Source organism: Desulfurivibrio alkaliphilus AHT 2 (genome assembly GCF_000092205.1).
In the GTDB taxonomy this organism is placed as follows: domain Bacteria; phylum Desulfobacterota; class Desulfobulbia; order Desulfobulbales; family Desulfurivibrionaceae; genus Desulfurivibrio; species Desulfurivibrio alkaliphilus.
In genome coordinates, this window is the sequence record NC_014216.1 from 420,153 (window position 1) to 446,742 (window position 26,590).

Annotated in this window: 24 protein-coding genes and 1 tRNA gene; 2 read left to right on the top strand and 23 right to left on the bottom strand. The window is 58.7% G+C overall.

Translation table 11 applies throughout. The features are described 5' to 3' along the window. Nucleotides 1-122 precede the first annotated feature (122 nt). From DAAHT2_RS01850 to galU, 6 genes are all read right to left on the bottom strand, one after another. On the bottom strand, nucleotides 123-590 hold the full coding sequence (locus DAAHT2_RS01850) for a phosphatidylglycerophosphatase A family protein (RefSeq protein ID WP_013162599.1): 468 nt from the start codon (nucleotides 588-590) through the stop codon (nucleotides 123-125). Beyond that, nucleotides 583-1,806, bottom strand: coding sequence for a nickel pincer cofactor biosynthesis protein LarC (larC, locus tag DAAHT2_RS01855; RefSeq protein WP_013162600.1), 1,224 nt, complete (start codon nucleotides 1,804-1,806; stop codon nucleotides 583-585). The genes DAAHT2_RS01850 and larC overlap by 8 nt, the downstream gene beginning before the upstream one ends. A 154-nt stretch (nucleotides 1,807-1,960) precedes the next feature. Continuing rightward, complete coding sequence (gene fmt, locus DAAHT2_RS01860; RefSeq protein WP_013162601.1) at nucleotides 1,961-2,917, bottom strand: methionyl-tRNA formyltransferase; 957 nt, start codon at nucleotides 2,915-2,917, stop codon at nucleotides 1,961-1,963. Then, nucleotides 2,914-3,516 (bottom strand): peptide deformylase, encoded by a 603-nt coding sequence (gene def, locus DAAHT2_RS14560; RefSeq protein WP_013162602.1) that lies wholly within the window; start codon nucleotides 3,514-3,516, stop codon nucleotides 2,914-2,916. Before def ends, fmt begins: the two co-directional genes overlap by 4 nt. Nucleotides 3,517-3,522: 6 nt before the next feature. Then, nucleotides 3,523-6,093: a replication restart helicase PriA gene (gene priA / locus DAAHT2_RS01870; protein WP_013162603.1), complete on the bottom strand. Its 2,571-nt coding sequence runs from the start codon at nucleotides 6,091-6,093 to the stop codon at nucleotides 3,523-3,525. Between the two features lie 9 nt (nucleotides 6,094-6,102). After that, the gene (gene galU, locus DAAHT2_RS01875; protein WP_013162604.1) at nucleotides 6,103-6,975 is read right to left on the bottom strand and encodes a UTP--glucose-1-phosphate uridylyltransferase GalU; all 873 of its coding nucleotides are present in this window, start codon (nucleotides 6,973-6,975) and stop codon (nucleotides 6,103-6,105) included. A 313-nt stretch (nucleotides 6,976-7,288) separates the two neighbouring features. On the opposite strand from galU, the gene tilS reads away from it, so the two are divergent. Beyond that, nucleotides 7,289-8,332 (top strand): tRNA lysidine(34) synthetase TilS, encoded by a 1,044-nt coding sequence (gene tilS / locus DAAHT2_RS01880; protein WP_013162605.1) that lies wholly within the window; start codon nucleotides 7,289-7,291, stop codon nucleotides 8,330-8,332. 103 nt (nucleotides 8,333-8,435) lie between these two features. Beyond that, nucleotides 8,436-8,512: transfer RNA gene (locus DAAHT2_RS01885), tRNA-Arg, on the top strand. A 108-nt stretch (nucleotides 8,513-8,620) separates the two neighbouring features. On the opposite strand, the gene DAAHT2_RS01890 is transcribed toward DAAHT2_RS01885, so the two are convergent. The 17 genes from DAAHT2_RS01890 to DAAHT2_RS01965 form a co-directional block, all read right to left on the bottom strand. Beyond that, nucleotides 8,621-9,691, bottom strand: a complete 1,071-nt coding sequence (locus DAAHT2_RS01890) for a DUF2304 family protein (protein WP_013162606.1) — start codon at nucleotides 9,689-9,691, stop codon at nucleotides 8,621-8,623. Between the two features lie 469 nt (nucleotides 9,692-10,160). Next, nucleotides 10,161-10,976, bottom strand: coding sequence for a glycosyltransferase family 2 protein (locus DAAHT2_RS01895; protein ID WP_013162608.1), 816 nt, complete (start codon nucleotides 10,974-10,976; stop codon nucleotides 10,161-10,163). Between the two features lie 32 nt (nucleotides 10,977-11,008). Continuing rightward, the gene (locus DAAHT2_RS01900) at nucleotides 11,009-12,100 is read right to left on the bottom strand and encodes a glycosyltransferase family 4 protein (RefSeq protein ID WP_218915035.1); all 1,092 of its coding nucleotides are present in this window, start codon (nucleotides 12,098-12,100) and stop codon (nucleotides 11,009-11,011) included. Between the two features lie 38 nt (nucleotides 12,101-12,138). Beyond that, nucleotides 12,139-13,362 carry a glycosyltransferase gene (locus DAAHT2_RS01905; protein ID WP_013162610.1) on the bottom strand — a complete coding sequence of 408 codons (1,224 nt, stop codon included), beginning with the start codon at nucleotides 13,360-13,362 and terminating at the stop codon, nucleotides 12,139-12,141. Then, nucleotides 13,359-14,579: a glycosyltransferase family 4 protein gene (locus tag DAAHT2_RS01910; protein ID WP_013162611.1), complete on the bottom strand. Its 1,221-nt coding sequence runs from the start codon at nucleotides 14,577-14,579 to the stop codon at nucleotides 13,359-13,361. Before DAAHT2_RS01910 ends, DAAHT2_RS01905 begins: the two co-directional genes overlap by 4 nt. Next, nucleotides 14,576-15,349, bottom strand: coding sequence for a class I SAM-dependent DNA methyltransferase (locus DAAHT2_RS01915; RefSeq protein ID WP_013162612.1), 774 nt, complete (start codon nucleotides 15,347-15,349; stop codon nucleotides 14,576-14,578). Before DAAHT2_RS01915 ends, DAAHT2_RS01910 begins: the two co-directional genes overlap by 4 nt. A 5-nt stretch (nucleotides 15,350-15,354) precedes the next feature. Further along, entirely contained in the window at nucleotides 15,355-16,476 is a 1,122-nt protein-coding gene (locus tag DAAHT2_RS01920) for a DegT/DnrJ/EryC1/StrS family aminotransferase (protein ID WP_013162613.1), read from the bottom strand. Further along, on the bottom strand, nucleotides 16,473-16,871 hold the full coding sequence (locus tag DAAHT2_RS01925; protein ID WP_013162614.1) for a polysaccharide biosynthesis C-terminal domain-containing protein: 399 nt from the start codon (nucleotides 16,869-16,871) through the stop codon (nucleotides 16,473-16,475). Before DAAHT2_RS01925 ends, DAAHT2_RS01920 begins: the two co-directional genes overlap by 4 nt. 39 nt (nucleotides 16,872-16,910) lie before the next feature. Continuing rightward, nucleotides 16,911-18,131: a class I SAM-dependent methyltransferase gene (locus DAAHT2_RS01930; protein ID WP_013162615.1), complete on the bottom strand. Its 1,221-nt coding sequence runs from the start codon at nucleotides 18,129-18,131 to the stop codon at nucleotides 16,911-16,913. Between the two features lie 61 nt (nucleotides 18,132-18,192). Further along, nucleotides 18,193-19,527: a flippase gene (locus tag DAAHT2_RS01935; RefSeq protein WP_013162616.1), complete on the bottom strand. Its 1,335-nt coding sequence runs from the start codon at nucleotides 19,525-19,527 to the stop codon at nucleotides 18,193-18,195. Nucleotides 19,528-19,560: 33 nt separating this feature from the next. Beyond that, nucleotides 19,561-20,715, bottom strand: coding sequence for an ATP-binding protein (locus DAAHT2_RS01940; protein ID WP_013162617.1), 1,155 nt, complete (start codon nucleotides 20,713-20,715; stop codon nucleotides 19,561-19,563). A 197-nt stretch (nucleotides 20,716-20,912) separates the two neighbouring features. Further along, the gene (locus tag DAAHT2_RS01945; protein ID WP_157861385.1) at nucleotides 20,913-21,233 is read right to left on the bottom strand and encodes a hypothetical protein; all 321 of its coding nucleotides are present in this window, start codon (nucleotides 21,231-21,233) and stop codon (nucleotides 20,913-20,915) included. Between the two features lie 145 nt (nucleotides 21,234-21,378). Next, a complete protein-coding gene (locus DAAHT2_RS01950) occupies nucleotides 21,379-22,629 on the bottom strand; it encodes an IS256 family transposase (protein WP_013162619.1) in 1,251 nt (416 codons plus the stop codon). Between the two features lie 68 nt (nucleotides 22,630-22,697). Then, on the bottom strand, nucleotides 22,698-22,871 hold the full coding sequence (locus tag DAAHT2_RS14565) for a hypothetical protein (protein ID WP_013162620.1): 174 nt from the start codon (nucleotides 22,869-22,871) through the stop codon (nucleotides 22,698-22,700). 12 nt (nucleotides 22,872-22,883) lie between these two features. Further along, a complete protein-coding gene (locus DAAHT2_RS01955; protein WP_013162621.1) occupies nucleotides 22,884-23,903 on the bottom strand; it encodes a glycosyltransferase family 2 protein in 1,020 nt (339 codons plus the stop codon). Between the two features lie 161 nt (nucleotides 23,904-24,064). Continuing rightward, a complete protein-coding gene (locus tag DAAHT2_RS01960) occupies nucleotides 24,065-24,490 on the bottom strand; it encodes a GtrA family protein (RefSeq protein WP_013162622.1) in 426 nt (141 codons plus the stop codon). A gap of 71 nt (nucleotides 24,491-24,561) precedes the next feature. Then, entirely contained in the window at nucleotides 24,562-26,580 is a 2,019-nt protein-coding gene (locus tag DAAHT2_RS01965; protein WP_013162623.1) for an STT3 domain-containing protein, read from the bottom strand. Nucleotides 26,581-26,590: the final 10 nt, after the last annotated feature.

Genomic DNA, 26,590 nt, shown 5'->3' on the forward strand with positions numbered 1-26,590 from the left:
TTCTTTTAAGCCAACAGCCGTAAAAGAGTAACTGTTTATGGGGTACCCCGTGATTGCTTACGTCGCCGGCAGCCTGTCGTCTAATGTGCCAAATATCGGCGCACTGCGTGTTGCTGTGCGGTTCAAGCGCCGCCGATGGCCGGGAAAAAGTACAGCAGCAGATGGATGCAGCCCAGGGCGTAAAGGCCGGCCAGCAGGTCGTCCAGCACGATGCCCAGGCCGCCGTGGCAGCGCCGGTCGATGAAGCGGATGGGGAAGGGCTTTAAGATGTCGAAGAATCGGAACAGCACAAAGGCAAGCAGCCAGGCTGTGAAAGTGGCGGGCACGGCAATCAGGGCGATCAGCATCCCGGCGACCTCGTCGATCACCACCATGCCGGGGTCGGGCCGATCGAGAATTTTTTCAGCCATGCCGGAGATGATCACCGCCAGCACAATGATCCCCGCCAGGCTCAAAGCGTAAAGCTGCCAGGACAGGCCCATGATGGCCCAGTGCACCGGAAAGGCCGCCAGGGTGCCCCAGGTACCGGGGGCCTTGGGCAACCGGCCCAGGCCAAAGCCGGTGGCCAGCAGCATGATCAATTTATCCATTGGGCTTCTCCTCCTGACCGGGGGCGGGGCATGGTCGGCACTGCTCCGGCGGCATGGCGGCCACCAGCGTATGGACTTGCAGCAGCGGCACCTTATGGCGCAAGGCCGCGGCCCGGCAGGATTCATATTCGGGGTAAAGGCGTTCTCCGCCCGGGGCTTTGACCTTTTTGACCGCGATCTCCCCCCATGGGGTGGTCACCACTCCCGTTTGCCGGGGCAGGGTTTGGCGCTGCTGGCGATGAAAACGCAGGCCGATGGCGGTGGTTTCACTGAGCAGGCATTCTTTAAGGGCCGGGGCTGCCGCCGGTTCGCCAAGTACCCGCAGCAGGTAGCCGGGCCGGCCCTTTTTCATCAGCAGCGGGGTCAGGGAGACATCCAGGGCGCCCAGGCTGAAAAGGCGGTCGCAAAGATGGGGGAAACCCTCGGCGGCCCAGTCGTCAAGCTGGGTTTCGATAACCTCCACCGCCTGGGCCTCGGCCACCGGTTCCGAGCGGCCGAGCAGCAGCCGCAGCAGGTTGGGTTTGCCGTCGGGGCGCTCCCGGCCGCCGGCCCCGTAACCGACTTGCTCAATGCTCATGGGCGGCGGCGGCCCAAAATCATCCGCCAGGGCCTTGATGACCGCCGCGCCGGTGGGGGTAACCAGTTCCATCTCCAGATCCAGGCCGTAAACCGGCACCTCGCGCAACAGTTCCAGGGTGGCGGGGGCCGGCAGGGGCAGAGGGCCGTGGCTGCTCTCCACCCAGCCGCGGGCTAGAGGCAGCGGGGAGCAGACCAGGCGTTCCAGCCCGAAGTAATGCAGACCGGCCGCCACCCCGACGATGTCGACCAGGGAATCGATCGCCCCCACTTCATGGAAATGCACCTTTTCCGGCGGTTGGCCGTGAACCTTGCCTTCGGCGGCGGCCAGAGCGGCGAAAACGGCCAGGGCGTGGTCACGCACGCCGGCATCCAGCCGGGCCCCCTCAAGCAGAGCCCTGATGCTCTGCCAGTCGCGCCGGGGCTGGACGGCGGTATCGTCCTGGACAACCTGCAGTCGCCCGCTTTGCAGTGCCCCCCGCTGCACCCGGGTAAATTCCAGCCGGTAGCCGCGCAACCCCAGCCCGGCCAACTGTTCATCAAGATAAGCGCGGGGCAGCCCGGCATCCAGCAGCGCCGCCAGCAGCATATCCCCGGCAACCCCGGAAAAACAGTCCAGATAAGCAATGTTACCGGTCATGATAAACGCTCGCCAAGGCCGCTTGCCATTTGCTTTACGGGCTGTAAACCTTCAGCAGTGCCGCAGATTCCGGCAAGCAGCCGGGCGCCGCGTACCCCAGGTACGCAAGCCGGGCTGCTTGCCGGAAGATGTGGTGCTGCTGGAGGTTTACCGGTCATGTTCCTAGTTTTTGGCCCAGCTTCAGGGGGTGGCCGCGGTGAAAGGCGCCGATGGGCAGCCGTTTGCCGCCTTCCCGCTGGATTTCCTCCACCAGCAGGCAACCTTCACCGGTGGCGATCCCCAGCAAATTGTTTTCCGGTTGCAGCATGGTGATGGTGCCCGGTGGCGCGCCGGCGGGTTCCGAGGCCGTGGCAGGTTTGAAGAGCCGGAGGATTTGACCTTCCAGGGTGGTTCGGGCCAGGGGCCAGGGGTCCAGGCCGCGGATCAGGCAGGAGATTTTGGTTGCCGGCAGCTTCCAGTCGATATCCGCCATGGTCTTGCACAGCAGCGGGGCCATGGTGGCCTGTGTATCGTCCTGTTTAATCGGGGGGAGTTGGTCGGCCTTGAGCAGCTCCAGGGCTTCCACCAGGGCCTGGCCGCCTAAAGCGGACATCCTGGCCGCCAGGCTGCCGCTGGTGTCGTCGTCATGGATGGGCATTCGCCTTTGCAGGAGAATATCGCCGGTGTCCATGCCCTCGTCCATCTGCATGATGGTCACCCCGGTTTCCGCCTCGCCGTTGATGATCGCCCACTGGATGGGGGCCGCCCCCCGGTAGGCCGGCAGCAGGGAACCGTGGATATTGATGGTGCCCAGGGGCGGCAGATTCAGCAGCGGCCCGGGCAGGATGCGACCGTAGGCCGCCACCACCAGCAGATCGGGCTGGTAACTTCTGATTTCGTCCAGGAACTCGTCGGTCCTGATCTTGCTGGGCTGCAGCACCGGAATACCCTTGTGCTCGGCCAGTTCCTTGGTGGGCGGCGGGCTTAGTTTCTTGCCCCGCCCCTTGGGCCGGTCGGGTTGGCAAACCACCGCCGCAACCTCTTCGCCGTGATCCAGCAAGGCCTGCAGGGGGGCGACGGCAAACTCCGGGGTGCCCATGTAGATGATTCGGTAGGGCCGGCTCCGGCTCACGGTTTTTCCTCCGCCTGCATAATTTTTTTCAGTTTTTTGCGGTAGAGGGTGCGTTTCAGCGGGCTGATGCGGTCGATGAACAGGGTGCCGTCGAGGTGGTCCAGTTCATGCTGGATCACCCGGGCGAAAAAATCTTCGGCGACAAAATCCAGCGGCTGGCCGCTCAGGTCCTGGGCTTTGACCCTGATCCGGGCAAAGCGTTTGACGTTGGTGGCGTACTCGCGGACGCTGAGGCAGCCCTCCTCGTCCACCTGCTGCCCCTCGGCCTCGACAATTTCGGGGTTGATTAGCACCAGTGACGGCGCCAGCTCTTCCTCGGAAGGGGGGGAAGGGGGGGAGGGGGCCGCCTCGCCGGCCTCGCCGTGCTCCTGGGCCAGGGCCGCCCGCTGTTCTTCGTCCAGGGTCACCCGGCCGGCGATTACCACCACCCGCAGGGGCACCCCGATTTGCGGCGCCGCCAGCCCCACCCCGGGGGCGGCGTGCATGGTCTCGATCATGTCGAGGGCCAGCCGCCGCAGTTCATCGTTGAATTCGCTCACCGGTTTGGCCCGGCTCTTAAGGGAGGGCACCGGAAATTGGACAATGGGTTGAATAGCCATGGGGTTCTATAGCATATTTTCCGGATCAACGTCCAGACTCAATTTAACCGTGGAAGCGCCGGCCAGGCGAGCATATTCGCCCAGCAGCGCCTGGCAGAGCCGGTGCAGCGGGGCAACCCCCCGGCCCTTGAGCAGCAACTGCCAGCGGAAGCGGTCTTTCAGCCGAGACAGCGGCGCCGGGGCCGGGCCCAGTACCTTGATGCCGGAGTCGGCCCGGCCCCGGGCGATTTCTCCCAGGCGCAATGCCAGTTCCCGCACCTTCTCTTCCTTTTCGCCGTCGAAACGCAGGTTGATCAACCGCCCCCAGGGGGGAAAGCCCAGGCGTTGCCGCAGAGCGATCTCCTGCTCATAAAGGCCCTGGTAATCGTGGGCCCGGGCCAGGGCAATGCTGTAGTGCTCGCTTTGCAGGGTCTGCACCAGCACCCGGCCCGGCTGCTCACCTCGGCCGGCCCGGCCGGTGACCTGGGTAAGCAGTTGAAAGGTGCGCTCCGCCGCCTTGTAGTCGGGAATTCCCAGCCCGGCGTCGGCCCAGACGATGCCCACCAGGGTCACCCGGGGAAAGTGGTGGCCCTTGGTAATCATCTGGGTGCCGATGAGGATATCCACCTCGTGGTCCCGTACCGCCTTAAGCACCTTGAGAAACTCCTTGCGGTCGCGGCTGGTGTCCTGGTCCAGGCGAGCCAGGCGGGCGGCGGGAAAATGGCGGCGCAGTTCCTCCTCCAGGCGCTCGGTGCCGAAACCCGCCGGGACCAGGGTGCCGGAGTGGCAATGGCCGCACAGGCTGGCGCGCGGCTGGCGGTAGCCACAGTGGTGGCAGAGCAACAGGTCGGCTTTTTTGTGGTAAGTCAGGGTGACCTGGCAGTGGCGGCACTGCACCGGCCGGCCGCAATCCTTGCACAGTACCAGGTTGGCAAACCCCCGGCGGTTCAAAAAAACCAGCGACTGCTGGCCGGCAGCCAGGTTTTCCCGCAAAGCCCGGATCAGTTGGGGGGAAAAAAGCGGCGGCAGGCCGGATACCGTTCTCACTGCTTTCAGGTCGACGATTTCCACCGCCGGCAGGGGGCGGTCCTCCACCCGGCGGGTCATTTGCAGCAGCTCAAACTTGCCCTGCCGGGCGGCGTGGTAACTGCTCACCGCCGGGGTGGCCGAACCCAAAAGGACCGTGGCCTGCTGCTTGACCCCGCGCAGCAGGGCCAGATCGCGGGCGTTGTAGCGCAGACCATCCTCCTGCTTGTAGGCTGGGTCGTGCTCTTCATCGACGATGATCAGGCCGGGGTCGGCCAGCGGCGCGAAGATCGCTGAGCGGGCACCGATGGCAATTTGGGCCTCGCCGCTGAGCAGCAGGCTCCACTGGTCGTAGCGCTGGCCGCCGGACAGCCCGCTGTGGAGCAGGGCCACGGCGTTGCCGAAGCGGGAACAGAAGTGCCCCTCCAGTTGGGTGGCTAAAGCAATTTCCGGCACCAGCACCAGCACCTGGCGGCCGGCGGCCAGGGCGGCTTCGGCGGCCCGCAGATAGATTTCGGTCTTGCCGCTGCCGGTAATGCCGTGCAGCAGAAAGGGGGTATATTGCCGGCCTTCGATGGCCGGGGTCAGCCGCGCCATGACGGCGCTTTGTTCGTCGGTAAGCCTTTCAGGCCGGGGAAAAAAGGGCGGCGCCTCCCCGAAAGGGTCGCGGTAGCGGCGCTGCTCGAAGGTGCTGATCTGGTTGCGGGCCAGCAGCCCCTTCAGGGCCCGTCCGGCGCCGGGATAACGCTTGAGCAGCTCCCGCCGGGGAACGCCGTTGGGGTTGTTGGCGGCCAGTTCGGTAAGCAGGGCCAGGGTTTTGTCTTCCGACGGCTTAAGCGCCACGGAAGAAGAAAAGGGGTCTGACCCCTTTTTTGTTGTATGTTTTTTGATGTTGGCCGCGGCGTCCGGCGGTAATTTCGCGGGTGGAAGCGCCGGCAGGAAAATGATGGTTTCGGTCTGGGCTCGGACACTTTCCCGGCGTAGCCGGTTATCGATCTCAATCAGCCCTTCATCCTGCCAGCGTTTGAGTTCCGGCGGCCGACGGCGGATTACCGTGGCGCTTTTGGTAGCGCTCAATTCGCCCCGGGCCAGCAACTCGGGTAGCCAGTCGGAGAGCGGCAAAGGGGAGTTGCGTTTGCTTGCGGTGGATTGGGCAAGCGAGGGCAGTTTTTCGGCGCCCCGGTCGGTGAGCTTGATGATTCTGGTGCTGCGGCGGCTGAGGCCGGCGGGCAGGGCGTTTTGGATCACCTCGCCGATGGGATGGTGGTAGTAATCGGCGATCCAGCGGAAAAAGGGGACCATGGCGGCGGGGAACAGTGGTTCGTCGTCCAGCACTTCCAGGGCGGCCCGGATTTTGCCGCCCGGTTGCCGGTCGTTGCCGCCGTCCTTGAGAGCCGGTGGTTGTGCCGCGCAGTCCAGCAGGTAGCCGGTGACTTGCCTTCGCCCCAGGGGCACCAGCAGGCGGTGGCCGGGGGGGAGTTGGGCAACTCCCGCCGGCGGGGCGTAGGTAAGGGTCTGGTGAATAGGGGCTGCCACCGCCACTTCAAAGTATACGGGAGTCTGCTTGCTCATGGGGGTTGCTTAAAGGGCCGCGCAAACCTCCTTGAGGTGTTGGCGGAATTCCGGGCCCAGGGTGGGATGGCAGCGGGCAAAGGCGATGATCGCTTTCAGGTAGCCCAGCTTGTCGCCGGCGTCAAAACGGGTGCCTTCAAACTCGTAGGCGTATAATGGCCGCTTTCTGGCCAGGGCCATCAGGGCGTCGGTGAGCTGGATCTCGCCGCCGTGGCCGGGGGTGGTTGTCTGCAGCAGGTCAAAGATGTCCGGCTGCAGCAGGTAGCGGCCGATGATGGCCAGGTCGGAATCGGTGGTGCCGGGGGGTGGTTTTTCCACCATCCGCTGCACCTTGTGCACCCGGTCCCGGACCGGTTCGCCCTCGACGATTCCGTACTGGCCGGTTTCCTCCGGGGCCACGCGCTGGATGGCCACAATGGACTCCTGCACTTCGTCATAGAGGTTGAGCATCTGCCGGCAGCAGGGCAGGTTGTCGGAAAGCACCAGGTCGTCGCCCAGCAGCACCAGGAAGGGCTCGTGGCCCACCACGTTGCGGGCACTCCAGATGGCATGCCCCAGCCCCAGCGGTTTTTTCTGGCGCACCGCGATGATGTCGATGAGGTTGGAGATATGGCGCACCTCTTCGTACAGTTCGGGCTTGTTTTTCTGGCGCAGCATGGTGTCCAGCTCGAAGTCGTAATCGAAGTGGTTTTCAATGGCCGACTTGCCTTCGCTGGTCACAAAGATGATCACCTCGATGCCGGAATTGACCACCTCCTCCACGATATACTGGATGGTGGGCCGGTCGACGATGGTCAGCATCTCTTTGGGGATGGCCTTGCTGGCCGGCAGAAAACGGGTGCCCAGCCCGGCGACGGGAATTACGGCCTTGCGAACTTTCATCTTGCTCCTCCTGGTTGACGGGGTCCTGCCACCGGCCAAGGTTGACCTGGCATCGGCGAAAAATTAACGTAATCGTTCAGCAGCACCGCATCTTCGGGCGATCAGCCAGGCTTACGTACAGGGGGTACGCTGCGCCTGGCTGCTTGCCCGAACCTGCGGCACTGCTGAACGATTACGGCACGTTAAACTGTTAAGTTAATACCATTGGTGAACGCTTACAAATTAACTATAATATGTTGCACATTGCCCATCTTGGCAACCGTTTTGAGGCAGGTGGGGTGGATGGCAGATTAACCCGGAGGTCTTGAAGAGCATGCATCCGCTGGAGAAAAAAGTCAAAAAGAGTATCGCCGGCCACCGCCTGATCGCCGCCGGCGAGCTGGTGGTGGTGGGAACCTCCGGCGGGCCGGACTCCATGGCCCTGCTTTATGCCCTCAAGACTTTGTCGGCGGCCATGCACTTCAACCTGCTGGCGGTTTATGTTGACCATGGCCTGCGACCGGAAGAAAGCCGGGAGGAAGAGCAACTGATGGCGGCGGTGGCCGCCGCCCTGGAGATTCCCTGGCGCGGCGGCCGGGTGGCGGTGCGCGATTATGCCCGGCAGCAGGGCCTTTCCTTGGAACACGCGGCCCGGGAGTTGCGTTATCGTTTTTTTGCCCAAGTGGCGGCGGAAACCGGGGCGGCCAAGATCGCCGTGGCCCATACCGCCGATGACCAGGCGGAAGAGCTGTTGCTGCGCCTGCTGCGGGGAACGGCCCGGGGAGGGCTCAGCGGCATGGCGCCGCTGGCTCGGGGGCGCATCATCCGGCCGCTGTTGGCGGTGAGCAAGGCCGAGGTGCTGGCCTACCTTGCCCAGCGTAACATCGCCTTTGCCCGGGACAGCTCCAACCAGGACCTGCGCTTTGTTCGCAACCGGGTGCGGCTGGAACTGGTTCCCTGGCTTAAGCAGCGTTTCAACCCCCGCCTGCGGGAAACGCTCTGCCACACCGCCACGGTGCTGCAGGACGAGGAGGAATTGCTGGCGGCCATGGCCGACGAGGCTTACCGCCAGGCCCGGGTCGCCGGTGAACCGGCCAAGGCGGCGTTAACCCTCTCTTTGCCGTTTTTTGCCGCTCAACCCCGGGCCCTGCAGCGCCGTCTGCTGGAAATGGCCCTGCTTGAACTGCAGCTTAAACCCGCCGGGCGTCAGATCGAGCAACTGCTGCACGGCGCCGATCGGGGCGGCAAAGGGGTGATTGGCCATTTGGCCGGCGGGGTGACGGTCTACAAAGACGCCAAATCTCTGCGCTTCCACCGGGAAGCTCCGGGCCCCCGCCGCCGCCCGCCGGCAAGCGGTAAAAGCACTAATCAGCCATAATGGTTGCGGTCGGCAATACGGCGGACCGCGACAAAAATCTTTACGCCCAGTCCGATCCGTGGTAATGAAGCGTGCAACCCGTCACGGCGGGCAACAGATAAGTGGGCGGGTAGCTCAGCTGGATAGAGCGTTAGCCTCCGGAGCTAAAGGTCGTGGGTTCGAATCCCGCCCCGCTCACCACGAAAATTAAAGGGAAATCAGGCGGTTAGGCTTGGTTTCCCTTTCTCTTTTGGTACCACAGATTTTCACTCAAATAGCCCTTTTGTGTCCCAAGTGTCGGCGTACTTTTTAATCCCTGGTTAGTGGCTTACGTAGCGCGGTCATGATAATTCCCAGCGTTACCTTTAGCATGTAGTATATCCCCAGCAACCCGCTGATGGATGAGTCCCCCCCTTGCCGTTCACGCATCTCCGTCGCTTCTTCTGTAATTTTAAAGCCGTTGCGCCCCAGCAGGATCACTGCTTCTGGTTCGGGGTAGTCGGTGGGATAATGTTTTGCTAAAAAACGGATCGCCGGCTGGCTGTAGGCGCGAAAACCGGAGGTGTTATCGGTGATTTTTTGCCCTATCAGCAGCGAGTTGAGCAACTGGAAGGTGCGGATGCCGAGTCGCCTTACAAAGGTGGAACGGAATCCCGCGTGCTTATGCACGAAACGGGAACCGATTACCAGATCGGCGTGGCGCGCCTGTATAGCTTGTACCAACTTGGGCAGTTCGGAGGCCAGGTGTTGGCCGTCGCCGTCGAATTGGACGGCGATTTGGTAGTTGTGGCGGGCGGCGTATTTGAAGCCGGTTTGGACCGCCCCGCCGATGCCAAGGTTTTTGGGCAGGTCGATGACCAGTGCCCGGCCGGTAGCCCGGGCTGCCGGCCCGGTGTGGTCGATGGAGCCGTCGTTGATTACCAGCACGTCCAGTGGCAGCCCGGCATTGTTTAGCAGGTCCGTAATCACTTCGACGATGTTGTTTCCCTCGTTATAAGCCGGCACAATCACCAGGATATCGGCATTTTTTTTCGCCTCTTCCAGTTTCCCCAGGCCCATTTCCTGGATCAGCTCATTGTTCTGTTCCGAGAGGCGGGTAACCACCACCGATAAATGAACCAGTACCAGAAAGGTGAAACCGGTGGTCAGCAGCATCAGCACACTGGGCGGGTATGCAACCCCCACCAGTGCCCCCAGCCGATCAATAGCATAGCGATCGACGGACATGTAAAGGAGAAAGAGGCTCATGAAAAACCAGAGCAGAGAATACTCCTCCTTCATCCGCCGTTTTTTTACCAGATTGAAGATGAACCCCAAAATGAACAGGCTAAAAATAATGGAAACAAACTGGATTCGGTCAAAAACGAAAAGTTCACTCATGGCCTACAGCCTCGCTTGCATACGATTGCCCGGCTTTTGTGCCCGCCTTAATCCTGTAACGCTGCAGCCCATGATCGGGCATGTTCCTGACAGGAATGGGTGAAATCCCCAACTTTTTACCTCCAAATTGACCAACTTGGTTATCAGCAATTGCCTTGTTAGGCTTAATTCACCGAAAATACGAAATTATATTTTCACCCAAAACGTGGCACATTTGTTGCTTAACACAAATTTCAAGACAACCAGCAACGGAGCAGAAAACCATGAACCCCAGGCAAGCTATCAGCATACTGCTTCTCAGCCCTTTCTACCTTAGGTTGCCGCCCACCGCCAGGCTGGCACTGGTCCGCGAATTTTGTGCCAATTTCGCCTCATCAGAGTCCAATAGCTGATTGCCATCAGCATCTTTTGTCCACAGTTTTACAAAACAAACCCAAAGTCGGCAGCCCATGGCAGGGCTGGATGGCCTTTAGCTTGGTTTCAGCCAGCGGTAGGCCAATCGGGTCCGCCAGCTCAGAATATGAGCCAACCCCACGGCCAGCTTGCCCTTTAGGCCAAGCTCGGCGGCATGTTCCCGGGCGGTGACCAGGGCGGCGTCTAGTTGAGCGCCGGTCTGGCGGCTGCCTTTGGCCGCGCCATGAACTCGGAAGTCGGCCAGGTATTCGGTCAGGACCTGCGGGTCGGTGATCCGTGCGAAGCGCAGCCAGAGGTCGTAGTCCATATCGAGATGGCGGTTGATATCCAGCGGCCCGGCCAGTTCCCACAGGGGACGGTTCCAGAAAACCGCCATCTGGGGAATGAAGTCCTCGGTCAGTAGCTTGAGTCGGGAGAAGCGCCGGCCACGCCAGTTCTTGTACCAGACGATCAGGCTACCGTGGGGCCGGCTCAGTTCGTCGATCATGCCCGCCCGCCCGTACAGCCAGCGAGGCTCTTCTGAGGCCAGCCACCCGCTGATCTTTGCCAATGCCCCCGGCTGCAGCCGATCATCGGAATTAAGCCAGGCAAGTATCCGCCCGTGGGCCAAGTCAAAACCGCGGTTAATGGCATCGGACTGCCCCTGATCGGGCTCGAAGTAAAGCCGCAGCTTCTCCCCATACTCCTCCCTCAGCTTCAACAGCAGTTCCCGGGAGCCATCGGTGGAGCCGGGATCCATGACCAGCAGCTCAACCTCGACTCCTGCCTGGTCCAGCACCGAGCGCACGGCTTCTTCGAGAAAGGTCGCCTGCTGGTAGCTGGGCATGGTGATGGAAATCAGCGGTTTCGCTAAAATCTTTTCGGGATTCACAATTTACACTATCAATTCTTTTTATTGTTTGGCTAGCCAGCCTGGTCCAGCAGCAGATGATATACCCGGAGGGTTTCCATTGCTGTCGCCTGCCAACTGAAAGTTTGACTGCGGGATCTTCCTTTGTGACTTAGTTCAATGCGCAGGTCTTCATCTTCCAGCAGTCGCCTCATTCCTTTGGCGATTTCATCAACAGAAGTTGGATCGACCAGTATAGCCGCATCTCCCGCAACTTCGGGAAGCGAGCTCACATTAGAAGTCAGCACCGGTGCCCCATGACTCATGGCTTCGAGGACGGGAAGTCCAAACCCTTCATACAAAGCCGGAAAAACAAGACCATGGGTTCGCTGATAGAGTGCCCCGAGTTCCAGGTCGCCGATATAACCTGTAAAAACGACACCACTGTCACCTACGACGGCATCGCGGACGGATAAAAACTCCTCATTTTCTCCCCAACTCGGAGGCCCGGCAATCACGAGTTTGGCTTCAGGATGAGTACGATGCACAATAGCGAAAGCTTTCAGGATGCGCTGGATGTTCTTGCGCGGATGCAAGGCGCCAACTGACATTAGAAAGGGTGGAACCACTCCCAATCGCTCCATGGCTTTTTCTACCTGTTTCCTTGACAAGTCATTGGGGGGAGCAACCCCCTCCAAGGTGACGTGCACTTTCGCTGCGGGAAATTTATAGAATTTGATGAGATCGGCAGCCGAGGCCTGACTGACCGTAAAAATAGCATCGCTGTTGCTGCCGGCCCTCTTAACTAAAGTAGCGAACACCATGCGGGTCAGCAATTGCTGAATTTGGGGATAAACGGCCGGCAGGGCATCGTGGATGGTGGTGACTCGAAGATAACCACCTTTGGGCGCAAGGAACGGAGCGATGCCGCAGGGATCATGCAGGATATCCAAGCGGAGCCGGGTTGCGGCTCGATGCAACTCCAGGTTGCCCAGGGTCGCGGCCAATGGCAGCTTCCGCAGATGCGGCAAAGGATGGGATGGGAATTCCTGGTACCAGGGATGGTCCGATTCGGGATAGGGATTGAGCAGGATTATTTCCAGGTCGGGCTCGATCTTACTGAGGGCCCGGGTCAGTTCCACGGTATAGCGGGCGATACCGGTCATTCGCTCGCCATGGATTCCGTATGTAAAAAAACCTATTTTCACGGAACTTGCTCTTTTCCGGTGGTCGTTGCAGCCGACTTATTCTCAGATCCAGGTCCGATTTTCAGCAGTTGATCGATCCGGTCGAGCATTGCTCCAGTGCTGAACCGTTCCCGCACCATTTTCCGCGCGTTTACGCCCATCACTTGCCTTTCAGGCTCTTGGTCAATAAGGGTCTCGATGCTGCGGGCAAAACCAGCCAAATCGTTTAGCGGATGCAGCAGGCCAGCCTGGTACTCAGCCAACTCCGGGACATGACATTCTTCCGAGGCAATCTGCGGACGGCCTAAAGCGGCAACTTCCAGTATGGTCAGCGGCAGCCCTTCGTCGCGGGAGGTGAAAAGAAAAAAGTCGCAGGACTTCATAACCCGCATTTTTTCTTCCCCTTCCAAAATGCCGGCGAATATTACTCGGTCTTCGAGACCGCTTGTTTGCACCTGCTGTTTGAGCCGACTCATTTCCCCTTCGTCAGGGCCGATGACCAGAAAGGAAAAAGCCAGGCGGTCCTTGAGGGTTTCCAGGACCGTTAGGGAGATGTCCAGCCCTTTGATGTAGGCCAATCGCCCGATAAAACCAATGATCTTATGATTCTGTGGAATATTGTACCTGCGATGCAGATCTGTTCCAGGTATATCCGCAAATTCCGCCGGATTCAGCCCATTGGGGATGACCACAACTTTGGCCGCCAGGGACGGATCGAGGGTCTCGATCCCTTTCTTTTCTTCTACGGTCAGGGCGATGATGTTACGGGCACCGCGCAGGATTCCAAGGAAGAAAAAAATGAGAAGCCGTTTAACGGCGGCAAACCTGGCGGATCGCCGCAAAGCGGAAAGCGAGCCATGAGGCTGGAGCAGCAAGGGGATCTGGTAATAACGGCTCAGCCAACCGGCAGCGACTGTCGGCAAAGAAAAAAAGTCATGGCAGTATATAACATCGAATCGCCGGCAATTTCTGGCCAGCCAAGGGATTAGCAGCACCGGCAGATAACCGTTGCATTTTTTTGCTAGCTTGTTGCTGATATTACGGAAGCGCAGAACACTGATTCCTTCCATGACTTCCGTTGTCCTACCAACTCGGCTGGTAGCATCCAAGGCGTCGGTGGTAGCCACCGTGACCTCATATCCTCTGGCAACCAGACCTCGGGCAATCTCGTAAGCAACTTTGACCGGCCCCCCGTAGCTGATTGCCGGCATAAAATATGGAATTACCAGTAGAATCTTCATGTTGCTGCCGCTGGCCTGATGGGCTTTTTCCCACCTTTATCTGTTGTCAGCCCGGCAACAATCTCTTCCAGCCGCTGGTTGAACTGGGGTTGTTTCCACTGGGCCGCTCTGGCCTTGCCACGTTCGCTAAGATCGGCACAAAGCCCGTCATCGGTCCACAACCGCCGAATGCAGTCCGCCATTTCAGCCACTGAATCCTGGTGGAAGACCAGGGCCGCGTCTCCTACCCGGTCGGGCATGCAGGTCACCTTGGCCAGGGCCATCGGGCAACCCAGGGCCATTGCTTCCAGAGGCGGCAGGTTGGTCGGGCCGTAGCAGGAGGCGTAAATCAGGGCCCGGGCCCGGCGATAAAGCTCCGGCATGTCCGCGTCTGGAACGTAGCCCAGAATAAGAACATGCTCGGCCAGGTCCAGTTCTTTGATCAATTGGAGGACCGAGTCCCAGGCATTTTTAGGAGAGCCGACCAGGACCAGCTTGAGGTCGGGCAATTCTGGCTTCAGCGTGGCTAACGCCCGGAGCATTTTTTTATGGTTTTTGTGTTCCCAGAACTGGGCCGGGTAGAAAAGATATTTTGCCGGCAGCTGGTAGCGGAGTTCGAAATCCGGTGGAGTCTTGGCTACTTCAATGTAACGAGGCACAACCATCGGCATGATGTGAATACGTTCCTCTGCCAGGTGGAAGGATTCCATTACCTGCTGCTTGTCGATTGGAGAAAGGACGATCACCCCTTTGGCCCAGCGGCAGATGTTGGCATATAGTGGGATGCGATACAGCAACTCCCAGCGCGAAGCGGCCTCGGGGAAGCGCTGACCGTCATAAAGGTGGGCCACATCCAGTACCGTTACCAGGGCCGGCACCGGCATCTGAAAGCTGCGAGCATCTTGGGCCGGGAAAATCCACAGGTCGCATTGCTCCTTGAGCATTGCCTTGGCCATGGGGTGAAACCAGGGGCAGAGCCGGCGCCATGGTCCCATGGGCAAACGCAGCAGCAGCCAGGCCAGTCCCAGGGCCCGGCCCCAGAAGCCGCGGGGAATGTGAATTTTCTTCACACTGGTATAGGGCTCCAGGTAATCCCGCCAGACTGTATCGACATAACCGGCCACCACCGTAAAGCGGTCCCTCGGCAGAGCCGCCACCGCGTCGAGCATGGTCTGAGTGTATTGGAACGTGCCGCCAAAATGGGGCGGTACCTCCAGGAAAATCCCGATCTTTTTCATGTTGCTCGCTTTCTTGCTACCACGGCGATGTTCCAGCTGGTGGGCGAGAAATCCTCAGCCATAAATGTACCGCGGTGGATCAGGTCGAAGCCTCCTAGCTCCAGGTAGGTTTCGATTTCGCGGAAGAAAAAATAGCGCACCCGGTGTTGTTCACGGAACTCATGCTCGCTTTGGCCCGCGACCAGGCAGCGAAACTGAAAGTTTACCTCGGCGATCTGTTCGACGAGATCGAGTCGGGTGGTGGAGGTGCGGTGAACCTCGAGGTTGCCCCGCCGCTTGCGCAGCTCCCGCACCGGTGAGTAATTGTTGATTACTGCGTTACCGTTCCAGTAATCGAAGACAAACAGGCCGCCGGGGGGCAGCAGCTGGCTGACATTTTCCAGAGCGGTCGTCAAGTCGTGATGGCCGGTCAGGTAGTCGATGGCCGAGAACATGGAGATGACCGCGTCAAAGCGCTTGCCAATTTTGGCCGCCTCTTGAAAGGAGTGGTTGTAAAAGGTTGCCTGGCTGGCCCGGGCGGCAGCAGCGGCCTGGGCCCTGGCAATCATCGGCGCGGAGATATCGCTGCCTGCAACCTGGTAGCCCATGGCCTCCAGTTCAAAACAGTGACGCCCGGTGCCGCAAGCCAGATCCAGGACGGTGCGCACCGACCCGGCGGGATCGGCGTAACGGTTCAGCAGATCGGCGATGAAGCGCGCCTCGTCCGGGTAGGGCTTGTCTTCGTAGAGCAGATCGTAAAATTCGGAATAATCGGCAAAGATATCCGGCATGGGTCTCAGGTGGCCGCTACGGCGGTCAGCAGTTGTTCGGCGATATGGGCGATTTGCTCTTGGGCCAGCACTGGCCCGGAGGGCAGATAAAAGCCGCGCTGGGCCACCGCGTTGGCCCGGGGGCAATCCTCCCGGCCAATGTGGGCGGCCAGGGGCAGGTGTTGCTGGAGGTTGTATGGAATGAAGGTTTCCCGGGTTTCGATTCCGGCGGCCGCCAGCTTCGCCATGACCTCGGCCCGCCGGCCCGCCGCATGTCCGGCCAACACTACGTGGTACATCCAGTAAACGTTGTGGGCGTAACCCTTCTCCACCGGCAACTGCAGTTCGGGGCAATCGGTCAGCAGCCGGTTGTACTCCTGGGCTACTTCCCGCTTGAGTTGGATAAGCTGCGAGATTTTTGCCATTTGGGCGCAGCCGAGGGCGGCCTGGAGGTTGGTCATCCGGTAGTTGAAACCGACCGCGCTGTGCATGAATTTGTTTTCGCTGCCGAAAGCCAGCGATTTTAAAGTGCGGATCTTTTCGGCCAAGGCGTCATCATTGGTGGTGCACATCCCCCCCTCGCCGGTGGTGATGATCTTGTTGGCGTAGAAGCTGAAGCAGCCGATGCTTCCCAGCCCGCCGACCCGGTTGCCGCGGTATTCGGCGCCGTGGGCCTCGGCGCAGTCCTCGATTACCGCCAGGCTGTGGCGGTCAGCCAGGGCCAGCACCGGGTCCATGTCCACCGGGTGGCCGAAGAGGTGAACCACCATAATTGCCTTGGTCCGGGGAGTGATTTTTTCCTCCAGCAGGGCCGGATCAAGGTTGAGGGTATCGGTTTCGATATCGATGGGAACAGGGGTGGCTCCCTGGTAATGAACGGCGAAAAAGGTGGCCATGTTGGTCAGAGTCGGGACCAGGACCTCGTCACCGGGACCCACCTCAAGGGCGGCCAGGGCAACATGGAGGGCGGCGGTGCCGCTGGAAACCGCGATACCGTGGGAGCAGCCGCACCAGGCGGCGAACTCCCGTTCGAAGCGGCCGAGGTAGTCGCCGAAGAAGCCGGAAATGGCTCCGGCTTCCAGGGCGGCCAGAACGTTGGCCCGTTCCTCTTCCCCCAGAACCGGCTGGGCCACCGGGATGGTTTTCATGCCCCTTCGTCCTCGTTCGATGGGATCAGGGGTTCGACCAGCCGGAAGGTATCGGTTTCGTATTGGCTGCCGCTGCGCGGCCCCTGGCAGAAGGCAAGCAGTACAGAGTCCTCCAGGGCTTCAAAAGCGTGGCTCTCCAGCGGCGGCGAGACCGCCAGGTCTCCTTTGACCATGATGGCCTCTTCCGCCGGCTGGTCCGGCTTTTGCGAACGATATCGACACTTTCCTGCCAGGATAAAGGTGTATTGGGTGGTTTCCCGGTGGTAGTGGTTGCCCCGCACCGCTCCTTGGCGGCTGGTGATCACCGTCAGGGAGTCAAAGGGAATTTTTTCCACAATATCGACAATTTCGCCTCTGGCATCGGCAAAGGCGGGTTTTTTACTCGTCAGTTGCATTGAGTGGCTCTCCAGAATGCTGGTTTTGATCCATTGGGGTCAAACAATGGTCGGGGTCGGGATCGGGATGATGAATTTTCCTCCTCTTTCCCGGTACTCCGCCAGGTTGTCCATAATCTCGGCAGCGAAGTTCCAGGCCAGCAGCAGGGCATAGTCCGGCATCTGCTCCAGCAGGGCGGCGTCGGCTTGAACCGGGATATGGGTGCCGGGAGTGAAGCGGCCGATTTTAAGGGTCGATTTTTCGGTAACGAAATCCAGGGTTTCCGTGCCGATCCGGCAGTAGTTGAGCAAGGTCATTCCTTTGGCCGGGGCGCTGACCGCAGCCAACCGCTTGCCCTGGTGCTTGAGCTGGTGCAGCAGCAAGCGCAACTCCCGCCGGTTGTCCGCCACCGCTGCGGCAAAGCGGTTAAGAACCGCAAGATCGTAGATGCCTTGGTCCTCCTCCGCTTGGATCATCTTTCCCACCACCGGCGCCACGGGGTGCTGACCCCGACGTCCAATGTAAACCCGGAAGGAGCCGCCATGGATGTCACGCTCCTCGACATCGAAAATCTCCATGCCGAATTCCCCAAAGAAATTTACCAGGGGTTTGAGTGAGAGATAGGAGAGATGCTCGTGGTAAATGGTGTCGTATTCCAGGTGGTTGAGCAGATTGACGAAATAGGGTGCCTCAAAGATGAACACCCCCTGCTGGTGCAGAAGAAAATTGATTGCGTGCATGAAGCTGCGCAGATCGTTGACATGGGCAAAAACGTTGGTGGCGGTGACCACCGCGGCATGGCCCTTGGCGGCCACGATCTCCCGGGCCACTTCATGGCCGAAAAATTCATTGAGGGTTTCGATTCCCCGTTTCTCGGCGATGCGGACGATGTTGCTGGCCGGGTCGACTCCCAAAATCCTGGTGCCGTGATTGCGGAAAGCTTCCAGCAAAATCCCGACATTACTGCCGATATCGACTACCAGGTCGTCGGGGTTCAGGCCCAGCCGCCGGGAGGCGGTGGTGGCGAATTCTTCCCAGTGGAGCCGGCCCGCGCGGGTAGTAGAGGATTCATAAGGATAGTCGTGCCGGTAGAGGACCTCCGGCGAGACCACGTAGCTGAGCTGGATAAAGCCGCAGGCCCGGCAGAGCATGACTTCCAGCGGGTACCAGGTTTCCGGCTCCTGTAGTTGTTCGCGACGCAGGAAGCCGTCTGCCGGAGGGGTAAAGCCCAGGTCGAGAAATTTTGCCAGGTTGGTGCTGCCGCAAAGCCTGCAAGCCATGGTAGATCCTCTTAAGATCAAGTTCACCCTGATTGTCCGAAGATGCGGTGGTGCTAAATCCTTACCAGATCTTCGGGTAAAACAGCGCTCGGGTCAGCATGCCGCCGGTCCGGTGCAGCGGCTTGAACAGAAAACAGGAGCCGTGGGCCGCGAACCAGTAAGCAGCCAGCGAGGCAATTACCGCCCCCATCCCGCCATAGATGGGTATCAGCCAGTAGTTGAGGCCGACATTGAGCAGGCACCCCAAGGTGACGGTCACCAGATAGATCCGGGTCCAGTTCATCACCGTCAAAAAGGAACTGCGGGCCATTTCCAGGCCGGCGAAGACATTGGCCCAGATCAGGACCGCCAGCAACAGGCCGCCCGAGGCGTAATCGGCGCCAAATAGCAGCGGCACCAGCCAGTGGGCCAGCAGGGCCACCGGCACGGCCACCGCGTACATGGTCAGGGCGGTCAGATTATAAAATTTCTGCAGCCGTTCGTAAAAAAGTTCCTCGCTGGTGGCGCGGGCTTCCACAATGGCGGGAAAAACCGACCAATAGAGCGCGGTGGGGATAAACAGCCAGACCTCGGCCATTCGTACCGCCACCGAGTAAATGCCCACCTCCTGGTGCCCGGCCATTTCCCCAAGCATTACCTGGTCGATTCGTAAATATACCATTACCACCAGGCCGGCAAGCATTAACGGCCAACTGTCATACAGCAGTTTTTTCGCTTTTTTCAGCCTTGCCTGCCATTGGCGCAAGCTGCCGCTTTTCAGTGTATATGCAATAATCAGGCCTGCGGCCCCGAGCATGACCTCGAGCAGCGCCACCCAGGCAAAGTAAATTAACTGGGCGCCGGCCACAATCAGGCCGATTTTGAGCAGAGAACAGAACAGAAAGGCGCTGTTTCTGGCCAGCACCGCATATTTGGCCTGGACCTGAGAGTGGAACCAGAACTCGATAACATGGAAGGCTTGAAAAAGGGCCCCGGCGGCGATGATTCCCACCAGCCAATGGCTGAGATCGTCATCCGGGCGCAGCACCATTACGGTGCCCAGCGCCGCCAGCAGGCTGACTGCTCCGCCGAACAGGCGCAGCAGCAGAGAGGTGCCGAGGATCTCGTTTCTGGCCTCCGGTCGGCGGACGATTTCGCGCACCATGATATCATCCAGCCCCAGCGAGCCCAGGGCCGCAAAAAGACCCACCAGGGCCAAAGCATAGCTGAAGAGGCCGAACTGCTCCGGCCCCAGGTAGCGGGCCAGCCAGATTCCCACCACCAGTCCGACCGTCATCCGCACCAGATGGTCGCCAAACTGCCACCCGGTATTGCCGACCACGTTCTGCAGGTAGGCCCGGCCCTCAACTTGCCTCTTGATAAAGGTTGGTAGAAATCTGGTCCAGAATTTATTCATGCCCGCCTTTTTGCAGTTGATTTTCCATAAGCCTCAGACCAAAAGAGGCCGATCCGGGTGCATGCCTTTTAAAAATTCCTCGCAGGGAAGGCACGGGATTCCCTTTATTTCCAGCCTCTCTTGGCCGAGGTGGAGCAAAAGTACGGAAGCTTCCGGGTAATCCTCCCGAAAGGCCTGCAGGCCGCGCAGATCTTTACCGTGCACATGGGCAGCATGTTTGACCTCGATGGCCGTGAAAACATCTTGGCCGTAAAGGACAAAATCCACTTCATTGCCCGACTTGGTGCGCCAGTAATAAAGGCGGGCATCTGATTGCCGGTAGGCGATCCAGGCTCTCAGGTGCTGTGCCACAAGTCCTTCCAGCGCCGGACCCGCGATTTCTGAGGGTCGATCCAGAGGGCCCGTGGGTCGTAGGGAACGGAACACGCCGGCGTCGAAATAATAAAATTTAGAGTGTGCCACAAGATGACGCTTGGCGCGACGAGTGAAAACCGGCACCCGAAAAGCCAATAGCAGATCTTCAAGAATGACCAGGTAGCCCTCCGCTGTTTTGCGGCCCACTTGGCACTCCCGCGCCACTTCAGCCAGATTGAGCTGGTTGCCATGGGAAAAACTGATGGCCTCAAGGAAGCGAGAAAAGGCACCGATGTCGCGGACCAGCGCTTCGGCCTGCACCTCTTCCCGCAGGTACAGCGAAGCGTAAGCACGCAATGTGGCGGCTGAATCCGGGGAGCTCCAAACAAGGGGCACCAGGCCGATCTCCAATGCTTTGGATAAATTGAAGGAATCCTCCAGTTCCGCCGCCATGAACGGATGCATACCGGCTTCGACCAGCCGCCCTGCCAACAGGTTGTATCCACCCCGCCGCAGCTTGCGAGCGCTGGAGCCGGTGAGCACAAAGCGCAGCCTCCGGTCTGATTCCACCAGTTGATGGACAACATCCAGCAAGGTGGGCACCTTCTGGACTTCGTCGATCACCACCTCTCTTGCTTTCGGCCGACCGGCCACCAGCTCGCGGAGCCGCTCCGGGCGGGCCTGGTAAAGCCGTTGTGTCTCCGGATCCAGCAGGTCAACCCTGATGGCGCCGGGCAATATGGTTTGCAGCCAAGTGGATTTGCCGGTTCCTCGCGGCCCGAAAAGAAAAAAACTGCCGTTCGGACTCTGGAAAAAACGTCTTATTATTTCCATTTTTGCTTCCTTTTTGGATACGTAGTTTCCTTTATGATACAAAGAGCACGATCGTGAAAAAAAGGCAATCGGAAAGAAAAAGTTGGAGGGAAGAGTCATTCGGGCAAAAGTTTTGCGCCTGTTACCTGTTTTAATAATGGTCGGGGGTATCTCATTTTGGCAATTTATACCTTTAACTATGCTGACCGGATGTTGGATTATTGGACTACGATCACCTCTCGTTGGGGCGAAATAATGCCGACCATTTTCAGCATGGGGATCGTATGGTCGATACAAGTATTCTGTGAAAAAGCCAGGCCTCGCCAGGAAAGCACCAAGGCGACCTCAACCGGCTCGCTGCGATTCCAGTCATGGATTTTCTCGAGGATTATTTTCTGGTCGGCTCGATAGCCATAGTAGGGAAAAGAAAAGAAGCTCAGGGCATTGGTTATCAGAATAAAGGATACCACCGGGGCTAGCCAGATCAACTTCCGGTCTCGCCAGCAGGATAAAATCACCGCCCCAAACCATAAAGACATGCTCCAGGCGGCAATCAGAACGGTGTCCCGTCCTAGGTTATGGCCCCCGAAACGATAAGGAATGTTGGGCAGGCCTATTATCACGATAAAAAGCAGGTTGCCGGCAAGAAGCCAGAGTTATTGTCAAATCTGGTGTACGGAGTCCTCAGGCGGCCATCCGCATAGGTTGATCTGACACCTTGATTCCGTTTTTGAATTGTATGCCGGTGACGACCTCAGCCAGCCGGCGAAATCCCTTGATCTTTTTCCATCTTTTTTCAGCGCTTTGCAGCAGCTTAAAGACCATGGTCAGGGTGGTGTCCCTGGAACCGCAGTTCCGTGATCTCTTGCTGCGCAGGCGCACAGTGGCAAAGGCCGACTCGATGGGGTTGGTGGTCCTGATATGCACCCAGTGTTCGGCTGGAAAATCGTAAAAAGCCAGCAACTCGTCCCGGTCCTTGGCCAGGCACTCCATGGCCTTGGGGTATTTGTCTTCGAAACGGGCCAGCATACGATCAAAAGCCTGGCTGGCATCTTCCTTGGTCTCAGCCATCCAGATATCATGCAAATCAGCCTTGGCCTTGAGCTGAAGCTTTTTGGGCATCTTGTTCAGCACGTTGGCCGTTTTGTGAACCCAGCAGCGTTGGTGGCGGGTCTTCGGATAGACCCTGCCCAAGGCGTTCCAGAACCCCAAGGAACCATCGCCAACCGCCAACTCGGGGCCTGTGGTCAGGCCCCGAGCCCGCAGCCCGGCGAGAAGTTCATACCAGCTGTCGCTTGACTCCCGGTAGCCATCCTCCACCGCTATCAGTTCCTTGTGCCCCTGGTCGGTAACTCCAATGATCACCAGCAGGCAAAGCTTGTCATCCATGCGGACGTTGCTGTAGATGCCATCCACCCACCAGTAAACGTAGCGTTTTCCGTTCAGGTCACGTTGCCGCCATTTGGTGTGCTCGGCCAGCCATTTGGCTTTCAAGCGGGAGATGGTGTTGGCCGACAACCCCTTGGCCTGTTCCCCGAGGAGTGCGGCCAGGGCCTCCTGGTAATCGCCGGTGGAAATTCCTCGCAGGTAAAGCCAGGGCAGCAACTCATCGACACTGCGCGCCCGCTTCAGATAAGGCGGCAACAAACTGCTGTTGAACTTGAGGCCTTGGCCGCTACGATCTCGCACCTTGGGAACTTTGACCTCGACATCGCCGATTCCGGTCTGGATCGTGCGACCGGGAAGATAGCCGTTTCGGACCACTGTCCTGCGGCCATCTTCCAAGCGGCTGGAGTATTGGGCCATGAAGGCCTGTAATTCAGCTTCTACGGCCTGGGCAATCAGCATCCTGGCACCATCGCGCAAAAGGTCGGTAAGCGGGTCGGCGACATTGTTTCCTTGTTGTGAAAGAGCGGTTGGGGTAGACTTGGTCATGGCGTATCCTCCTGTGTTGGCTGTGATCGTCGTGGTGATCAATCAACCTGGATGATACGCCATTTTCCTCAGTTATCCCATACACCAGATTTGACTATAACCCTATCCTGGGACAGGCCGTATGCCTCTCCGGCGGTGTCGGAATTAACCCATTGCAGATAGCCGTCGGCGAAAAACACCGTAAAGGTGATCAGTGCAATGGCGATTAGTGCACCGGTGCGCAGCAATTTGTTTGTGATCATTGGGCTTAACTCCTAGTTGTCGCCATTGTTGCTGAATGCAGCGTTTCGAGGTTTCGCAAGTGTTCCCGGTCCAGGCTCTTCAGCCTTTCCCTGCAATATTGAAGGTGTGAGGCGGTTGATCAGGTAAAGGGGGCGCTGTTTGGCTTCGTTGAATAATCTTCCGAGGTATTCGCCAATCATGCCCAGGGCCATTAATTGGACTCCCCCCAGGAAGAGGATTACGACCATCAGCGAGGGATAGCCGCGGACGGGGTCACCGAAGATCAGAGTTTTGTAAAATACCAGTATGGCGCCGATGAAGGCGCCAAAAGCGGTCAGCAGGCCGACATAGGTGGCAAGTTTAAGGGGGGCGATGGAAAAAGATGTGAATCCCTCGAGGGCGAAGTTCCATAGGCGCCAGTAGCTCCACTTACTTTTGCCGGCGAAACGGGGTTCGCGCTGATAGGGGACCGCCACTTGAGTGAATCCAACCCAGGCGAAGAGCCCCTTCATAAAGCGATGCCGCTCTCGCAGCAGCCGCAGTGCTTCGACGGCCCGCCGGCTGAGAAGGCGGAAATCGCCGGTGTTCTCGGGAATCTTCACTCGGCTGAGGGTGTGTATGGCACGGTAGAAAAGCCTCGCCGTTGTTTTTTTTAGCCACGTTTCGCCATCTCGGGCAATTCGTTGAGCAAACACTACATCGTAGCCATCCTGCCATTTTTGGATCAGTTCCGGAATCAATTCCGGAGGGTCCTGCAAGTCGGCGTCTATTACGACCACCGCGTCGCCATGGGCATGGTCCAGCCCGGCTGACATAGCGATCTCTTTGCCAAAATTTCGGCTCAGGTCAATAATCGCCACCCGAGGGTCATTGAAATTGCTGATAATTTCCAGCGAATTGTCGGTGCTGCCATCGTTGACGTAAATGATCTCCCACGCAGCTTTCAACAAGCCATCGAGGACGGTGATGAGGCGGTGCTGTAGTGTTGGCAGAACCTCCGCTTCATTGTAAACCGGAACCACCACAGTAAGCGTGAATGTCTGGTCTTCCATAACTCCCCTTAACATCCCGTTTTGAAAGCCATCTGTGTTTTTTAATAACTATCGGTTGGTGCCAGGATGGCTTTGACCAATATCACGAAATTCGTCATCAGCGGTCCCGAGCATTTCAGCGGCTCATCCTTGACCGTTAAAGCCCATTTTGCAACAGACTGTTATGGTTCGACGACGCTTTTTCTGAATGTCCAATGGCGGTTGCAAAAAAAATTCCACACTAGAACGCAAGCTGTGGCCAATACCTGGCTGATAAGGTAGTGCATCCATATTACGGCCAGGGCCATAATAAGAGTGTTCAGGCAGAGTCCGACCAGAGAAACAGACAGAAACTTCGGCAAGGCCTCGAGGTGTGGGTTTCTGCACCTGAAGGTTACATGGTAATTGAGAAAATAGTTGGTCAGGGCGCCGCCGGTGAAGCCGGCCATCGAAGCGGTAACAGGGGATACTGCCAATAACTGGACAAGAACGATAAGGATAAAGAAATGGACCGAGGTGCCGATGATCCCAACCGAGGAAAAAAGCACAAACTGGCTGATGACCTGCTTGTTGTCAACTCCGGCCATTAGTTTCCCGATTCCGTTCATCGCTCATTCCTGACATTCGGTTCTCACAACCAACAGCATAAAATTTTAACAGCCTTGCCGGTCGTGCCTGGCTATTGCGGCAACACCCGGAACACCCGGGCGGTTGGAAAATTGTTGTATATTTCTTCAAAATAGCGGCGGTCGTAGTTGCCGAGCAAATACTGCTGGTTGAAGTTGCTGGCAAAGAGCCGGTCTTCCACCACCTGGACCTGGTAGATCTGGTGGTCGTGCATCACGATCTGGAGGTAATAGCGGGCGTCCGGGTGGTAGTCCCGCCGGTTCAGCACCTGGCCGTTGTTGATGAACAGCACCGCGACCAAGGGCACGTCGACGACGCCGTCGCTGATTACGCCACGGTCCAGGTCGGCGATGCCCTCGGCGCATTTGTAGATGTTGCCGACCCGGGAAGTGCAGTTCCAGCGCTCGTACCAGAGAATGTCGCCCGTTTGCCGGTGGTAGTCCCAGGTGCCAAAAAGAGAAATCGACCCGAATTTGCGGATCATGTCGTCGGTGTAAAGGATATGGACGCTTTCGCCGCGGAACTCGCCGGGGTAAGTAAAAACCAGCTCTTTTAAGGCGGAGGCGGAGATATCTTCCTGCACAATGAGTTCTTCCAGGGTTGCAAAGCCATGATCTTCCAGGTAGGCGAGCAGGGCCGTCAGTTCTTCCTGGCTGGAGGAAGTCAAGGCCTTGGCGATCAGGGCGCTGCGCAGGCCGCCGTGGAGTGAGCCGTCGTGATAAGTGGCGAAATTCCCGATTTCCATCAGGGGGTAGCCAATATCCCACCAGGTGAGCATTGCCGAGTGCCGGGGCACAAGTTTTTTGATTTCCAGCAAAGAGCGCGTGGTCTCCAGGGGGATCGTCGGGGTGGGCTGCCGGTAAAAGCCGGTATGGGCGGCTGTGGCAAAGAAAATGCCAAACATCAGTGCCACTGCCGCCAGGTTGACGGCCGGTGGCGGCAGGTGCAGCCGTTCGCCGGCCTTCCTGGCAGCCAGTTCGATCATCACCCCGGCCCCGACCCCGATAAAAGGGGCCAGATACATGGCAAACCGCACCGGGCCGAACAGCGACCAGAGCCCGATGAGAATCATCGGGGTGACCAGAACCATCCGCCGGAACTCCCGAACATAAAGGTAAATCAGGCCCGCCAGCCCTGCGATGATCACCGGTGCAAAGCCGTGAATACGTTTTAGCACCAGCCAGGGGTCTTTAACCTGGGCTTCGGCGATTTCGCCCATAATATCCGGCCAGGCGATCTGGCCGGTGGGGGGTGGTAAAAAATAGGCCTGCAGGAAATTAAGCAGCGATCCGACGCTGTGCAAGGCGTAGATGGGGCCGGAGGCCAGGATGAAGACCGCTGTAATCAGCAGAATCTGCCGCAGAGAAAGGCGGCTTAAAAGCAGGTAGAACAGGATGAAGACCAGGTGAACCAGCATCAGGGCCGGTTGTTCATACCACCAGTTGTAAAGGTACATCATCATCCCACCGCCGACTGCCAGGCCGAGGTTGGTGGCAAGTGAGCGGTCGCGGCTCATGGGCATGATGAAACAGGCCACCGCCAGCGGAAAAAACAGATTGAGCAGATCGGTGTCCAGGTAGCCCATCAGGCTGCGCTGGTAGTAAGCGAGGCTGAAAGTACCCACCAGACCCCCGAATATTGCCGCCAGTCCGAAATCGAGCCGATTGAAATAGATGACGAGAGGAAAAATAAAAAGTCCGCCCAGGACTGAAACGAGCAGCAGGCCCGATCGGTAATAGTCACCTCCGGTTAGCTTTGCCCCCTTGCTGATCAGCCAGGCCAGCAGGTTGGGGTCGTGATATTCCGGCAGGTCGGGATAACCTCTGGTGGGGTTGGATAAACCCCGGCCCAGTTGACCATCGTCGAGATCCCGGGCCATTTTCAGCCAGTAGTAGGCATCCCGGGACGCCATGGGGGGGACCGATTCGACAAAATATTCGTCGTGCTGCGCCTGCCAAAGTCGGTAATCGGCTTCTTTCTGATAAACTGACAGGCCATAAACCGCGATGGCACAGAGCAAAAGCAGCAAAGCTAGCTGATGATTCCGGATGAATAACCGTAAGTTGGTCAATGATCCGCTC

Coding starts and splice junctions, on each gene's coding strand:
- DAAHT2_RS01925 (WP_013162614.1), bottom strand. CDS start 16,871: ATGCAACTGACGAGTAAAAAACCCGCCTTTGCCGATGCCAGAGGCGAA.
- galU (WP_013162604.1), bottom strand. CDS start 6,975: ATGAAAGTTCGCAAGGCCGTAATTCCCGTCGCCGGGCTGGGCACCCGT.
- DAAHT2_RS01905 (WP_013162610.1), bottom strand. CDS start 13,362: ATGAAGATTCTACTGGTAATTCCATATTTTATGCCGGCAATCAGCTAC.
- DAAHT2_RS01960 (WP_013162622.1), bottom strand. CDS start 24,490: ATGAACGGAATCGGGAAACTAATGGCCGGAGTTGACAACAAGCAGGTC.
- priA (WP_013162603.1), bottom strand. CDS start 6,093: ATGAGCAAGCAGACTCCCGTATACTTTGAAGTGGCGGTGGCAGCCCCT.
- DAAHT2_RS01850 (WP_013162599.1), bottom strand. CDS start 590: ATGGATAAATTGATCATGCTGCTGGCCACCGGCTTTGGCCTGGGCCGG.
- DAAHT2_RS01935 (WP_013162616.1), bottom strand. CDS start 19,527: ATGAATAAATTCTGGACCAGATTTCTACCAACCTTTATCAAGAGGCAA.
- tilS (WP_013162605.1), top strand. CDS start 7,289: ATGCATCCGCTGGAGAAAAAAGTCAAAAAGAGTATCGCCGGCCACCGC.
- DAAHT2_RS01915 (WP_013162612.1), bottom strand. CDS start 15,349: ATGCCGGATATCTTTGCCGATTATTCCGAATTTTACGATCTGCTCTAC.
- DAAHT2_RS01940 (WP_013162617.1), bottom strand. CDS start 20,715: ATGGAAATAATAAGACGTTTTTTCCAGAGTCCGAACGGCAGTTTTTTT.
- larC (WP_013162600.1), bottom strand. CDS start 1,806: ATGACCGGTAACATTGCTTATCTGGACTGTTTTTCCGGGGTTGCCGGG.
- DAAHT2_RS01890 (WP_013162606.1), bottom strand. CDS start 9,691: ATGAGTGAACTTTTCGTTTTTGACCGAATCCAGTTTGTTTCCATTATT.
- DAAHT2_RS01950 (WP_013162619.1), bottom strand. CDS start 22,629: ATGACCAAGTCTACCCCAACCGCTCTTTCACAACAAGGAAACAATGTC.
- def (WP_013162602.1), bottom strand. CDS start 3,516: ATGGCTATTCAACCCATTGTCCAATTTCCGGTGCCCTCCCTTAAGAGC.
- DAAHT2_RS01945 (WP_157861385.1), bottom strand. CDS start 21,233: ATGTCTTTATGGTTTGGGGCGGTGATTTTATCCTGCTGGCGAGACCGG.
- DAAHT2_RS01930 (WP_013162615.1), bottom strand. CDS start 18,131: ATGGCTTGCAGGCTTTGCGGCAGCACCAACCTGGCAAAATTTCTCGAC.
- DAAHT2_RS14565 (WP_013162620.1), bottom strand. CDS start 22,871: ATGATCACAAACAAATTGCTGCGCACCGGTGCACTAATCGCCATTGCA.
- DAAHT2_RS01900 (WP_218915035.1), bottom strand. CDS start 12,100: ATGACCGGTATCGCCCGCTATACCGTGGAACTGACCCGGGCCCTCAGT.
- DAAHT2_RS01910 (WP_013162611.1), bottom strand. CDS start 14,579: ATGAAAAAGATCGGGATTTTCCTGGAGGTACCGCCCCATTTTGGCGGC.
- DAAHT2_RS01955 (WP_013162621.1), bottom strand. CDS start 23,903: ATGGAAGACCAGACATTCACGCTTACTGTGGTGGTTCCGGTTTACAAT.
- DAAHT2_RS01920 (WP_013162613.1), bottom strand. CDS start 16,476: ATGAAAACCATCCCGGTGGCCCAGCCGGTTCTGGGGGAAGAGGAACGG.